The organism is Streptomyces sp. sk2.1 (assembly GCF_008120935.1).
Classification (GTDB): Bacteria; Actinomycetota; Actinomycetes; order Streptomycetales; family Streptomycetaceae; genus Streptomyces.
On the sequence record NZ_RDBO01000037.1, the window covers coordinates 39,654 to 55,229 of the forward strand.

The 15,576-nt window shown below is 73.8% G+C and carries 2 protein-coding genes; both read left to right on the forward strand.

Features of this window, described 5'->3' with window-relative positions; all coding sequences use genetic code 11:
• Positions 1-539 precede the first annotated feature (539 nt).
• Positions 540-9,137 carry a non-ribosomal peptide synthetase gene (locus EAO76_RS14275; protein ID WP_148836316.1) on the forward strand — a complete coding sequence of 2,866 codons (8,598 nt, stop codon included), beginning with the start codon at positions 540-542 and terminating at the stop codon, positions 9,135-9,137.
• On the forward strand, positions 9,137-15,576 hold a 6,440-nt coding region (locus EAO76_RS14280), incomplete at its 3' end, for a non-ribosomal peptide synthetase (RefSeq protein WP_148836317.1). The genes EAO76_RS14275 and EAO76_RS14280, both read left to right, overlap by 1 nt.

Below are 15,576 nucleotides of genomic sequence, written 5' to 3' on the forward strand. Positions count from 1 at the left end.
CACACCATACTGTGTGCCGCACACTAATGTCACGTAGCCGATGTCGTGCCACGTCCTTGATGCCGTGTCATGGTGCAGATGTCGCACCGGAGTTCCGGTGTCGCGTCGCGGTTCCGTCCTCGCGCCGCGGTGTCGATGGCGGCGCCGATGCCGGGGCGGAGCCTCCTGCACATGCCCCCAGCAGCCCCCGCATGCCTTCGCGTGAATCGTCCGTTCGGCAGCTTCTCGCCTTTGTGCGGCGGAACATGACGGTCCATCATCTTTCCCGATGGGGTCCTCGCGCCGAGTGCCCGGTTTTCGTGTGCCGGTGACGGTTTCGTGCTGACATCTTCCTGCAACGCGCTTGCCCCGGTATGCGCGCACTGACTTACATGAAAGCGGTGGGCCCCCCACGCATCACGCCTGCCCCGCACACGCATCGTCGTCGTCACCGACCTCGTCACCCCTGACGACGGTGTCCGTGTGCGCTCAGCCGACCCCGCCCGGCCACAGGCCCGACCACCTGTCGCCCGGCCAAACAGTCGAGAGTTAGAGGGCGCATGTCTGTCCACGGGGACTCCCTCCTGCCATTGACCGCCGCCCAGGCGGGCATGTTCTACGCACAGCGGCTCGACCCCGCCAACACCGTCTACAACGCGGGCGAGTACCTGGAGATCCACGGCGCGGTGGACACCGGGTTGTTCGAGGCCGCGCTGCGACGGGTGGTCGGCGAGGCCGACGCGCTGCGCGTCCGGGTGGTGGAGACCGAGGACGGGCCGCGCCAGCTCGTCGAGCCCGCCCGGGAGTGGCGGCTGGAGGTCGTGGACCTCGGCGGGGAGGCGGACCCGCGGGCCGCGGCCGAGGCCCGGATGCGCGCCTCGCTGGCGCGGACCGTCGACCTGACGGCCGAACCGCTTTTCCGCTTCGCACTGTTCGGGGCCGGACCGGACCGCTGGTTCTGGCTGCACCACTACCACCACATCGCCGTCGACGGCTTCACCGTCGCGATGATCGCCCGGCGGGTGGCGGCGGTGTACACGGCACTGGTCGCGGGCGAGGAGGTGCCCCCGACCCCGTTCGCACCGCTGGCCGAACTCGTCGCCCTCGACCAGGAGTACCGCCGGTCCGAGCGGTTCACCGACGACCGCGATCACTGGGTGGCCGAACTGGCCGGCCGGACCGAGCCGGTGAGCATGTCCGGGACGCGGCCGGGCACGGCACGGCGGCTCGCCCGGCGCACGGCACGGCTGGACGCGGCGAGCACCCGCCGGCTGCGGGAGCTGACGCGGGCGGCGGAGGTGCCGTGGCCGGCGCTGGTACCGGCCGCGAGCGCCGCGTACTTCCAGCGGATGACCGGCCAGTCCGAGGTGGTGCTCGGGCTGCCCGTCACCACCCGGCTGGGCAGGGCGGCCCGGTCCGTGCCCGGCATGGTCTCCAACGTGCTGCCGCTGCGGCTGTCGGCCCGCCCGGGGATGACGGTGGCCGAACTGCTGACGCACACCCACGGCCGGATGCGCGCGGCGATGCGCCACCAGCGCTACCGGTACGAGGACCTGCGCCGCGACCTGCGGCTGCTGGAGGACGACCAGCGGCTGATCGGCCCGCAGGTCAACATCATGATGTTCGACTACGACCTGCGCTTCGGCCCGCACCGCAGCACCGTCCACAACCTCTGCATCGGCCCCGCCGACGACCTGTCCGTGATCGTCTACGACCGCGGTGACGCCGACGGCCTCCAGATCGACTTCGACGCCAACCCGGACCTGTACCCGGACGAGCTGATCGAGGCGCACCAGAAACGCTTCCTGGCCTTCCTGGACCGGCTCGCGGCGGCCGGACCGCAGGCGCTCGTCGGCCGCATCGACCCGGCCGGGGCGGCCGAACCGCCGGGCCCCGCCGCCCCGGCCCGCCGCGGCGGGGCGCACGGCGACCTGGCGGAGCTGTTCTCCGCACAGGCCGCCCGGGTGCCGGAGAAGGTCGCCGTCTCCTTCGAGGACACCGAACTCACCTACGCGGAGCTGGAGGAGCGGGCCAACCGGCTGGCGCACCTGCTGATCTCCCGCGGGGCGGGGCCCGAGGGCTTCGTGGCGCTCGCGGTGCCGCGCTCGGCGGAGATGGTCGTCGCACTGCTCGCGGTCATCAAGTCCGGTGCCGCGTATGTGCCCTTGGACCCGGACTACCCGGCCGACCGGATCGCGTTCATGCTCGCGGACGCGGCACCGGCCCTGGTCGTGACCGTCGGCGGCGGCGACTGGTCCGGGACACCCACCGTGGACCTCGCCGACCCCCGGACCGGGGCGGCGCTCGCCGACTGCCCGGCGAGCGCGCCCACCGATGCCGACCGCGGCGCGCCCCTGACCCCGGCCACGCCCGCGTACGTCATCTACACCTCGGGATCGACCGGCCGGCCCAAGGGCGTCGTGGTCCCGCACGCCAATGTGGTGCGGCTCTTCGACAGCACCCGGCACTGGTTCGGCTTCGACGGCGACGACGTCTGGACGATGTTCCACTCCTACGCCTTCGACTTCTCGGTCTGGGAGATCTGGGGCCCGCTGCTGCACGGTGGCAGGCTCGTGGTGGTGCCCCACGCGACCAGCCGCTCCCCGGAACGGTTCCTGCGGCTGCTCGTCGACGAACGGGTGACCGTGCTCAACCAGACCCCGTCGGCCTTCTACCAGCTCATGCGCGCGGACGCCGAGAACCCCGGACTCTCCGCCCGACTGGCCCTGCGCTCCGTGGTGTTCGGCGGCGAGGCGCTGGACCTGTGGCGGTTGGGCGACTGGTACGCGCGGCACGACGACACCGCTCCGGTACTGGCCAACATGTACGGCATCACCGAGACCACGGTGCACGTCTCCCACATCGCCCTCGACGCGGCCGTCGCCGCCGAGGGCCGGGGCAGCGTCATCGGCGGGCCCATCCCCGACCTCGCCGTCCACGTCCTGGACGACGCCCTGCGGCCGGTGCCGCCGGGCGTGGCGGGGGAGATGTACGTCTCCGGCGCGGGCCTGGCCCGCGGCTACCTGGGCCGCCACGGCACCACCGCCGAACGGTTCGTGGCCGACCCGTTCGGGCCGCCCGGCACCCGGATGTACCGGACCGGCGACGTGGCCCGGTGGACCGGGGACGGCCGACTGGAGTTCGTCGGCCGGGCCGACGCCCAGGTCAAGATCCGCGGCTTCCGGATCGAACCGGGCGAGATCGAGTCGGTGCTGTCCGGACACCCGGCCGTCGCCCAGGTCGCCGTGATCGCCCGCGAGGACCAGCGGGGCGACCGGCGGCTGGTCGCCTACGCGGTGCCCGCCGACGGACAATCCCTGGACGGGCTGCGGGAGTTCGCCGGCCGGACGCTGCCGGACCACATGGTCCCCTCGGCGGTGGTGCCGATGGACTCCCTCCCGCTGACCGCCAACGGCAAGCTGGACGCCCGCGCACTGCCCGCCCCGGAGTTCACCGCCTCCGGCGGCCGGGGCCCGCGCACCCCGCAGGAGGAGATCCTCTGCCGGCTGTTCGCCGAGGTGCTCGACGTGCCCGGGGTCGGCATCGACGACAGCTTCTTCGACCTCGGCGGCCATTCGCTGCTCGCCACCCGGCTCGCCGGCCGGATCCGCGCCGCCTTCGGCGTGGACGTCGGCATCGCCGCGCTGTTCGCCGCGCCCACGGTGGCCGGTCTCGCCGAGCACGTCGCCCGCGACGGCGACCGGGACAGCTCGCTCGACGTCCTGCTGCCGCTTCGCCCGCACGGCGAACTGCCCGCGCTGTTCTGCGTGCACCCGGCCGCCGGACTGAGCTGGATCTACTCCGGCTTCCTGCGCCACGTGGAGGCCGAACGCCCGATCTACGGGCTCCAGGCCCACGGTCTGCGGGACGCCTCGGCCGCGCCGGACTCCATCGAGGAGATGGCCGCCGCGTACATCGCCGAGATGCGCAAGGCGCAGCCGGCCGGCCCGTACCACCTGCTCGGCTGGTCCTCCGGCGGTGTGGTCGCGCAGGCGATCGCCACCCGGCTCCAGGAGGAGGGCGAGGAGGTCGGCCTGCTGGCCGTCCTGGACGCCTACCCCGGCCTCGAACTGCCGCCGCTGGACGAGCAGGAGATCATGGCGACCCTGCTCGACTTCGCCGGCTTCGACCGGCGCCGACTGGGCCCGGAACCGCTGGAGTTCCAGCGGGTCGTGGAACTGCTGCGGAAACTCGACAGCGCCCTGGCCGGCCTCGGCGAGCAGGACATCACCGCCATGGCCCGCGTCTACGGCGAGGCCGGCGAGCTGATGCGACGGTACCGGCCGCGGCGCTTCACCGGGGACATGCTGTTCTTCGTGGCGACCCTGGACAAGGTCGAGTTCTCCCCGACACCGCAGACCTGGCAGCCGTACGTGGACGGCGGGATCGAGGTGCACTTCGTCGAACGGTCCCACACCGACCTCCTGAAGCCGGCCCCGCTCGCGGAGATCGCCCGGGTGGTGGCCGACCGCCTCGCCGCCACCGGCGAGCCGGCCGCCGGGCAGGAACCGCGCCCCGAACGGGTGCCGCTCTCCGCCGGGCAGCGCCGGCTGTGGTTCCTCAGCCGGCTGGAGTCCGGGCAGCCCTCGCCGGGCACCTACAACGTCCCCTTCGCGCTGCGGCTCTCCGGCCGGCTGGACCGGGAGGCGCTGCGGCTCGCGCTGGGCGACGTGGCCCGGCGGCACGAGAGCCTGCGCACCGTCTTCCCCGACGTGGACGGGGTGCCCCACCAGGTGGTGCTGGACTCGCCGGTGGCCACGGCGCCCACGCTCGTGGTCCGCCGCGCCGCCGACGACGAGGAGGCCGCGGAGATCCTGGCGACGGCCGCCGCGACCCGCTTCGACCTGTCGGCCGAGCCGCCGTGGCGTGCCGAACTGATCGGGACGCCACCGTCCGGGGCGGCCGACGGCGAACCCGCCGAGCAGCATCTGCTGTCGCTGGTGGTCCACCACATCGCCTGCGACGGCTGGTCGTTGGGACCGCTGACCCGCGACCTCGCCACCGCCTACGCCGCCCGCCGGGCGGGCGGCGCGCCGCGCTGGACGCCGCTGCCCGTCCAGTACGCCGACCACACCCTCCGGCAGCACGGGCTGCTGGGCGCCGAGGACGACCCGGACAGCCGGCTCGCCGGACAACTCGCCCACTGGTCCGAGGTGCTGAGAGGGCTGCCGGACCGGATCGAGCTGCCCACCGACCGGCCCAGGCCGCCGGTCGCCTCGCACCGCGGGGACACCGTCGACGTCGCCCTGGACGCCGAACTGCACACCCGTATAGCGGAGTTGGCGCGAAGACGGGGAGCCAGTGTCTTCATGGTGCTCCAGGCGGGCCTGGCCGCACTGCTGACCCGGCTGGGAGCCGGCACGGACATCCCCGTGGGCAGCCCCGTCATGGGCCGCTCCGACGAGGCGCTGGAGGACCTCGTCGGCTTCTTCGTCAACACACTGGTGCTGCGGACCGACACCTCCGGCAACCCGGGCTTCGGCGAGCTGGTGGACCGGGTCCGCGAGGCCGACCTGACCGCCTTCGGACACCAGGACGTGCCGTTCGACCGGCTGGTGGAGGTGCTCCGGACGCCCCGCTCGCTCGCCCGCCACCCGCTGTTCCAGGTGATGCTGGCCTTCCAGGAGGACCCCGGCACCGAGGTGCGGATGCCCGGCCTCGATGTCCGGCCCCATCCCGTCCCGCGCCGCAGCGCCAAGTTCGACCTCACCCTGGACCTCACCGAACGGCGCGCCGCCGACGGCGCCCCGGCCGGTCTGGACGGAGTGCTGGAGTACGCGACCGACCTGTTCGACCGGGACACCGCCGACCTGCTGGCCGCCCGGCTGGTCCGGCTGCTCGACGCGGCCACCGCGGACCCCGGGACGCCGCTGGGCAGACTGGCCCTCGACGGCCCCGGCGACCGGCACCAGGTGCTCGTCGAATGGAACCGCACCGACCGCCCCCTCCCGGCGACCACCGTCCCCGCCCTGTTCGAGCTCCAGACCTACCGCACGCCCGACGCCGAGGCCGTCACCGCGGCCGGCCGGACCGGCGACGCCCTCGATTACGCCGAACTCAACGCCCGCGCCAACCGGTTGGCACACCACCTGATCCGGCAGGGCATCGGCCCCGAGGACTTCGTCGCGGTGTCCATGCCGCGCACCCCGGACCTGGTGGTCGCCGTGCTCGGTGTGATCAAGGCGGGCGCGGCCTACCTCCCGGTCTCGCCCGACCACCCGGCCGACCGGATCGCGTTCATGCTCGCGGACGCGGCACCCGCCCTGGTCCTGACCGACCTCGCGGACCTGCCGACGGCCCACCTGCCCGACCACAATCCGACCGACACCGAACGCGTCCGGCCGCTGCTGCCGCAGCACGCCATGTACGCCATCTACACCTCCGGTTCCACCGGCCGGCCCAAGGGCGTGGTGGTCTCCCACGCCTCGGCGGTGGACCTGGCCCTGTGGGCGGGGCGGGCGCTCGGCCCCGACGCGCTGGCCCGCACCCTCTTCTCCACCTCGCTCAACTTCGACGTCTCCGTCTTCGAACTGTTCGGCACCCTGCTCGCGGGCGGCCGGGTCGACATCGTCCGCGACCTCACCGCACTCCTCGACCGGCCGGACGGCTCCTGGACGGGCACGCTGATCAGCGGCGTCCCCTCGGCGGTGGCACCGATCCTGGCCCAGTCGCCCCCGCCCGCCACCGCGGGCACCGTCGTCCTGGCCGGCGAGGCACTGCCCGCACACCTGGTCCACGACATCCGCGCGGCGCTCCCCGGCGTCCGGATCGCCAACATCTACGGCCCCACCGAGGCCACGGTGTACGCCACCGCCTGGTACGCCGACCCCGGCCTCGACGTCGACTCGGCACCGCCGATCGGCCGGCCCGTCACCAATACCCGCGCCTACGTCCTGGACGCGGCACTGGAACCGGTGGCCGTCGGAAGCACCGGCGAGCTGTACCTGGCCGGGGCCGGCCTGGCCCGCGGCTACCTGGGCCGCCCGGGACTCACCGCGGAACGGTTCGTCGCCAACCCCTTCGGCGCCCCCGGCGAGCGGATGTACCGCACCGGGGACCTGGCCCGCTGGACCGCGGACGGCGAGCTCGAATACCTCGGCCGCACCGACAGCCAGGTGAAGGTCCGCGGCTTCCGGATCGAACCGGGCGAGATCGACGCCGTGCTGGCCGGATTCCCCGGGGTGCGCGAGGTCGTCACCCTCGCCCGCGAGGACCGGGCGGGCATCGTACGGATCGTCTCCTACGTGGTGGGGAACCCCGAAACCCCCCTCGAAACCGAGGAGTTGCGCGCCCACGCCGCCGCGACACTGCCCGACTACATGGTCCCGGCCGCCTTCGTGGAGCTGGAGCGGCTGCCGCTCGGCCCCAGCGGCAAACTGGACCGGGCCGCACTGCCGGAGCCGCAGCTCGCCGCCCCCTCGGAGCGGACCGCCGGCACCGACGCGGAGCGATTGCTCTGCGGCCTGGTCGAGGAACTGCTCGGACTGCCGCACGTCGGCCCCGACGACCACTTCTTCACGATCGGCGGCGACAGCATCGTCTCCATCCAACTGGTCAGCCGGGCCCGGAAGGCGGGGCTGCTGATCACCCCGCGCGACATGTTCCAGCAGGACAGCATGGCCGCGCTGGCCGCCGTCGCCCGCCCCGTCGACACGGTGGACGCGCTGGCCGACGTGGCCGACGTCGGCACCGGCGAGATACCGGTACCGCCGATCGTGCACTGGATGCGCGAACGCGGCGGCCCGTCCGCCGGGTTCACCCAGTCGATGCTGCTGCGCGTCCCGGCCGACCCCGGCCCCGACCGGCTGACCGAGGCCCTCCAGGCGGTGCTCGACCACCACGACGTCCTGCGGCTGCGCCGGACGTACGCGGCCAACGGCAGCGGCTGGACGCTCACCGCCCAGGAACCCGGCACCCTGGACGCGGCCGACTGCCTGCTGCGGGTGGACGTCTCCGCGGTCCCGGCCGACCAGCTGGACTCCGTGATCGACGGCCACGCCGCGGAGGTCCGGCTCGTGCCCGACGAGGGCCGGATGATCCGGCTGGTGTGGTTCGACGCCGGACCCGGACGGCCCGGACTGCTGCTGACGGTCGCGCACCACCTGGTCGTCGACGGCGTGTCCTGGCGCATCCTGGTGGCCGACCTCGCCGCCGCCTGGAACACCGGCGACGACTCGGCCCTGACCCCGGTGCGCACCTCCTACCGGCGCTGGGCGCAGAACATCGCAGCCCTGGCCCACGAACCCGCCCTCCAGGCCGAGCTGCCGACCTGGCGGGCCGTGCTCGCCGGCCCCGACCCGCTGCTCGGCGAACGCCCGCTGGACCGGACCCGGGACGTGCTCGGCACCTCGCGCCACCTGGTGGCCACCCTCCCGGCGGAGGCGACGGCACCCCTGCTCGGCACCCTGCCGACGGCGTTCTCCTGCGGCGTCGACGACGTACTGCTCACCGCGTTCGCCTCGGCGCTCGCGGACTGGCGGCGGCGGCTGGGCCTCGGCGCCGGCACCGAGGTGCTGCTCGACCTGGAGGGCCACGGCCGGGACACCGCCGAGTCCCTGGACGTCTCCGGCACCGTCGGCTGGTTCACCACCCTCCACCCGGTGCGGGTGGACGCGGGAGCGACGGCGCCCGAGGACGGCGACGCGCTCGCCCGCGGCCTGAAACAGGTCAAGGAACAACTGCGCGCGCTGCCCGGCAAGGGCCTGGGCTACGGGCTGCTGCGCTATCTGGACCCCGAGGCCGGACGGGAGCTGTCGGCACTGCCCGCCCCCCAGATCGGCTTCAACTACCTGGGCCGCTTCCCCGCGGCGCAGGACACCGACTGGGCCATGGTGATCGGCGACGACGCCCTGTCCGGCGCCGCCCGCGGCGTCGACCCGGACATCCCGCTGGCCCACCTGCTGGAGTTCAGCGCCCTGGTCGAGGACGGCGCCGAGGGGGCGCGGCTGTCCGTGGTGACCGCCTGGCCGTCCGCCCTGCTGCCCGAGTCCGACGTCCGTGACCTGGTGGACACCTGGCTCCGGGCGCTCACGACGCTGGCCCGGCACGCCGAACGGCCCGACGCCGGCGGCGTCACCCCCTCCGATCTGTCGGTGGCCATGAGCCAGGACGAGATCGACGAATTCGAGATCGACCTGCTCAGCGATTGGGAGTCCTGATGAAGCCCCGCCTGGTGGACGTACTGCCCCTGTCTCCGGTGCAGGAGGGGCTGCTCTTCCACTCGATGTACGACGACGGCACCGACGTCTACACCGTGCAGCTCGCCTTCGACCTGGAAGGCCCGCTGGACGTCGACCGCCTCACCGGGGCCGCCACCCGGGTGATCAACCGGCACGACAGCCTCCGCACCGCGTTCCGCCAGCGCAGGAGCGGCGAATCGGTCCAGGCCGTGCTCAGCGAGGTACCGGTCAAGGTCGTCGAGCACGACCTGTCCGGACTGGACGGGGCCACCCGTGAGAAGGAACTCGACCGGCTGGCCGACGAGGACCGCACCCGGCGGTTCGCCCTGGACCGCCCGCCGCTGCTGCGCCTGACCGTGGTGCGGACGGGCGGGGAGCGCTGCCGGCTGCTGCTCACCAACCACCACATCGTGCTGGACGGCTGGTCGACCGCGATCCTGGTCGGCGAACTCTTCGCGACCTACGCGGACCCCGCGACGAAACCGGCCCCGGCCACGCCGTACCGCGACTACCTGGACTGGCTGGCCGGGCAGGACCGGGACGCCGCGATGGCGGCCTGGCGGGAGACGCTGGACGGGGTCACCGGGCCCACCCTGGTCGCCCCCGCGGACCCGGAACGGACCGCGGTGGTGCCGAGCAAGCTCGTGGTCACCATGACCGAGGAGGAGACCACCGCCCTGGTGGCCTCCGCACGGAGCCTCGGACTCACCCTGAACACCGTCGTCCAGGGCGTGTGGGGCGTGCTCGTCGGCGAGTTGACGGGAAGTCAGGACGTGGTGTTCGGCACCACGGTCTCCGGTCGGCCCCCGGAACTGCCCGGCATGGAGTCCATGGTCGGACTCTTCGTGAACACCGTGCCGGTACGGGTGCGCACCCGCGCGGACGAACCGCTGGCACACCTGCTCCGGCGGGTCCAGGACGAGCAGGTGCGCCTGCTCCCGCACCAGCACCTGGGGCTCGGCAGCATCCAGAACCTGGTGGGCACCGGCGAGCTGTTCGACACCAACATGGTGCTGGAGAACTACCCCGTCGACCCCGACGCCCTCCAGGGCACCATCGGCGACGGCCTGCGCATCCTCGGCCTGGAGGGGCGCGACGCCGCACACTACGTACTGACCTTCTTCGCCGCGGTCGTCGAGGGCCGGATGCACCTGCGCCTCGACTACCGCCACGACCTGATCGACGGCGAGAGCGCGCGGGGCGTCGCGGACCGCGCCCGGCGGCTCCTGGAGACCTTCGCCACCGAACCCGACCGCCCGCTGGGCGCCGCCCGGGTGCTGGGCCCCGCCGAGCGGCACCGGGTGCTGCACGAGTGGAACGACACCGAGAACCCGCTGCCCGACCGGTCGCTGCCGGAACTCTTCGCGGAGCAGGCCGCCCGCACCCCCGACGCGATCGCGGTCGGCTTCGGGGACGAGGAGATCACCTACGCCGAACTGAACGCCCGCGCCAACGCCCTGGCGCACCGGCTGACCGGGATGCGCATCCGCCCCGAGGAGCCGGTGGCGATCCTCCAGGACCGCTCCGTCGACCTGGTCGTCTCGATCCTGGGCGTGCTCAAGGCGGGCGGCGCGTACGTACCGCTGGACGACCGCTACCCGACCGAACGGCTCGCGCACATCATCGGCGAGACCGGCACCGGCGTCGTGCTGGCCGACGCCGCCCATGTGAGCGGGGACCTCACCGGTGTGGTGACCCTGGTGGTGGGCGGCGAGCCGTACGGCGACGCCGTCACCACCGACCCCGAACCGGTGCCGCACAGCGGTCAGTTGGCGTACGTGATGTACACCTCCGGCTCCACCGGGGTGCCCAAGGGCGTCGGGGTGACCCACCGCGACGTCGCCGCGCTGGCCCGGGACCGCTCGTTCGGGACCGGGGCGCACCGGCGGGTGCTGCTGCACTCGCCGCAGGCGTTCGACGCCGCCACCTACGAACTGTGGGTGCCGCTGCTGTCCGGCGGCCGGGTCGTGGTCGCGCCGCCCGCCGAACTGGACATCCCCACCCTGGAGGAGGTGATCGCCCGGCACCGGGTCACCGGTCTGTGGCTGACCGCGGGCCTGTTCCGGCTCCTCGCGGAGGAGAAGCCGGGCGCCCTGGCCGGGGTGTCCGAGGTGTGGACCGGCGGCGACGTCGTCCCCGCCGAGTCCGTCCGACGGGTCTTCGCGCACTGCCCCGGCCTGGTGCTGGTGGACGGCTACGGGCCCACCGAGACCACCACCTTCGCCACCCGGCACCGACTGGAGCCGGACGCCGAGGTGCCCGCCTCGGTGCCGATCGGCACCCCGCTGGACAACATGCGGGTCTACGTACTGGACGCCGGACTGCACCCCGTACCGGTCGGCGCGGCGGGCGAACTGTACATCGCGGGCGCGGGGGTGGCGCGCGGCTACCTCGGCAGGCCCGGCGCCACCGCCGAACGCTTCGTCGCCGACCCCTTCGGCCCGCCCGGCGGCCGGCTGTACCGCACCGGTGACCTCGCCCGCTGGAACCCCGCGGGCGAGATCGAGTACCTGGGCCGGGCCGACGACCAGGTGAAGATCCGCGGCTTCCGCATCGAACCGGGCGAGATCGAGGCCGCCATCGCCCGGAGCCCGCAGGTCGGCCAGGTCGCCGTGGTGGTGCGCGAGGACCGGCCCGGCGACAAGCGGCTGGTGGCCTATCTGGTGCCCGCCGCCGAACGCGACGAGGCCACCGAACTCGAAGCGGTCTCCGAGTGGTCCGACCTCTACGACAAGATGTACACCGAGCACGCCGCGACAGGCGGTTTCGGCGAGAACTTCGGCGGCTGGAACAGCAGTTACACCGAACGGCCCATCCCGCTCGACGACATGCGCGCATGGCGCGACGACACCGTCGAGCAGATCCGCGCCCTGCGCCCGCGCCGGGTCCTGGAACTCGGCGTCGGCAGCGGCCTGCTCCTCGCCCCGCTGCTGCCGCACGTCGAGGAGTACTGGGGCACCGACCTGTCCCCGGTCGCCGTCCACAACCTGGAACGCGCCCTGGAACGGCACGGCGAGCACACCGACCGGGTCACCCTGCGCACCCAGCCCGCACACGACTTCGACGGACTGCCCGAGGGGTACTTCGACACCGTCGTCATCAACTCCGTGGTGCAGTACTTCCCGCACGCGGAGTACTTCACCGACGTACTGCGCCGGGCCGTGGAACTGCTCGCCCCCGGCGGCGCCGTCTACGCCGGCGACATCCGGGACCTGCGCCTCCAGCGCGCCTTCCAGACCGGGGTCCGGCTGGCCGGGGCCGAACCCGGCACGGACGCCGGGACCCTGCGCACCGCGGTCGACCGGGGCGTCCGGGCCGAGAACGAACTGCTCCTCGCCCCCGAGTACTTCGCCGCGCTGCCGTCCGTGATCGACGGCATCGGCGCCGTCGAGATCCAGCTCAAGGGTGCCTCGTACCACAACGAGCTGAGCCGCTACCGGTACGCGGCCGTGCTGCGCAAGGAGCCGGTGGACCCCCTGTCGGCCGCCGACGCCCCCGCCGTCGCCTGGGGCGCGGAGGTGCGCGACGTCGAGGAGGTCGCCGCCCGGCTCGCCGACGGCCCCGAACTGCTCCGGGTGACCGCCGTGCCCAACGCCCGGACCGCCCCCGAGGTCCGCGCGATGCGCGCGCTGGACTCGGGCGCCGACGCCGAGGAGGTGCGCCGGACCCTCACCGAAGGACCGGCCGCGATCGAACCGGACGCCTTCCGCGCCCTCGCCGCACGGCACGGCTACCGGGCCCACCTCACCTGCTCCGGCCCCGAGGCACTGGACTCCTTCGACGTGGTGCTGGTCGCCGACGCGTCCGCCGACCGGCCCCTCCACGGCACCTGCCCGGCCCCGCCCGACGGCCCGGCGGCGTACGCCAACACCCCGGTGACCGTCCGCGACCTCGCCGGAAACGTCCGTGACCTGGTGCGCGACCGGCTGCCGGAATACATGGTGCCGACCGCGTTCGTCACCCTCGACGCGCTGCCGCTCACCCCCAACGGCAAGGTGGACCGCAAGGCGCTGCCCGCCCCCGACTTCGCCGCCGCCACCGGCGGACGCGGCCCCGGCACCGCCGTCGAGGAAACCCTCTGCCGGCTCTTCGCCGAGGTGCTGCGGCTGCCCGCGGTCGGCGTGGACGACAGCTTCTTCGACGTGGGCGGCGACAGCATCTCCTCCATCCAACTGGTCAGCCGGGCCCGCAAGGAGGGACTGGTCTTCACCCCGCGCGACGTCTTCACCCGGAAGACCGTCGCCGGCCTCGCGGCACTGGCCGCATCGGACACCGACCGCGCACCCGTCGTCGCCGAGCACCCGGACGCGGGCATCGGCGAGCTGCCACTGACCCCGATCGTGCACTGGCTGCGCGAACTGGACGGTCCGGTCGACGGGTTCAGCCAGTCCATGCTGCTGACCACCCCGGCCGGACTGGAGAGCGGCCCCCTGGCGGCGGTGCTCCAGTCGCTGCTCGACCACCACGACGCCCTGCGGCTGCGACTGACCCGCCGGGACGGGCACTGGTCGCTCGAAGTGGCACCGCGCGGCGCGGTCCGGGCCGCCGCACTGCTGCGCCGCGCCCCGCTCGCCGACCTCGACCGGGAGGCCGCGGCGGCCCGCGACCGACTCGCCCCCGACGACGGGGTGATGATGCAGGCGGTCCTGTTCGAAACCCCCGACGGGGAACCCGGCCGGCTCCTCCTCGTACTGCACCACCTGGTCGTCGACGGGGTGTCCTGGCGGGTGCTGCTGCCCGACCTGGCCGAGGCCTGGCAGGCGGTGGCCGCCGGCCGCACCCCCGCGCCCGGACCCGTACCCACCTCGCTGCGCCGCTGGTCCCAGGGCCTGACCGAGGCCGCCCGCACCCGGACGGACGAACTCCCCTTCTGGCAAAGGACCCTGGCGGAGCCCGACGCCCCGCTCACCGACCTCCCGCTGGACCCGGCCCGGGACGTGGCGCGCACCGCGAACGCGCTCTCCCTCACCCTGCCGCCCGAGGTGACCGGGCCGCTGCTGACCACGCTCCCCGCCGCCTTCCGGGCCGGGGCCAACGACGTACTGCTCACCGCCCTCGCCCTGGCCGTCGCCGACTGGCGGCGACGCCGCGGCGGCGAGGACGGCGCACTCCTCGTGGACCTGGAGGGCCATGGCCGGGAACCGGTGATCGACGGCGTCGACCTCTCCCGCACCGTCGGCTGGTTCACCAGCATGTGGCCGGTCCGGCTGGACCTGACCGGGACGGACACCGCGGCCGCGCTGGACGGCGGCCCGGAGGCGGGCGCCGCCCTGAAGCGGATCAAGGAACAACTGCACGCGGTGCCCGACAACGGCATGGGATACGGGCTGCTGCGCCACCTCAACGAGGACACCTCCGGCCCCCTGGCCGAACTCGCCCGCGCCGCACACCCGCAGATCGCCTTCAACTACCTGGGCCGGCTGCCCGCCGCCTCCACCACCGACGGGACACCGGGCGAGTGGGCCCCGGCACCCGAGTCGGGCGTGCTCGGCGGCGGCGGTGACGGCGACCTGCCCCTGGCGCACGCGCTCCAGATCAACGCGCTGACCGAGGACCACCCCGACGGACCGCGCCTGTCCGCCACCCTCTCCTGGCCCCGGGCCCTGCTCGGCGAGCCGGACGCCCGCGACCTGCTCGACACCTGGGAACGGGCACTGACCGCCCTGGTGCGCCACGCCGAGGCACCCGGCGCGGGCGGACTCACCCCCGGCGACCTGCCCCTGGTGTCGCTGAGCCAGCGGGAGATCGAGGCGTTCGAGGCCCGGTTCCCCGAACTGGTGGACATCGTCCCGCCGGCACCGCTCCAGGAGGGCCTGTTCTTCCACGCGGGCTTCGACGAGAGCGCCCGGGACGACTACATCGTCCAGACCTTCTTCGACATCGAGGGCGGGCTGGACACCACCGCGCTGCGCGAGGCCGGACGGGCCCTGCTCGCCCGGCACGCCAACCTGCGCTCCGCGTTCTGCCAGCGCGCCGGCGGCGCGGTCCAGGTGGTCCTCCCCGAGGTCGAACTCCCCTGGCGGGAGCTGGACCTGGGCGGACTGGGCGAGGAGGACGCCGCCGAACGGTTCGAGCAGACCGCGACCGCCGACCGCGCCACCCGCTTCGACCTCGCCCGGCCGCCGCTGATCCGGCTGATGGCGATCCGGCTGGGCGACGGGCGCCACCGGATCGTGCTCACCAACCACCACATCCTGCTGGACGGCTGGTCCATGCCGCTGCTGGTCGCCGAACTGTTCCAGCTCTACGCCCACCGGACGCTCGGCGCCGCCGGCGCGCTGGCAGAACGCGGAGCGCAGGTTGGCGTGCCGGGCGAGCAGGGCCCGTCCGGCCTCGCGCAGCGCGGTGGTGTCCAGCCCGCCCTCGATGTCGAAGAAGGTCTGGACGATGTAGTCGTCCCGGGCGCTCTCGTCGAAGC

What these genes read in the sequence shown, in the direction of transcription:
- EAO76_RS14275 (WP_148836316.1), top strand. Translation starts at nt 540, where the DNA reads ATGTCTGTCCACGGGGACTCCCTCCTGCCATTGACCGCCGCCCAGGCG.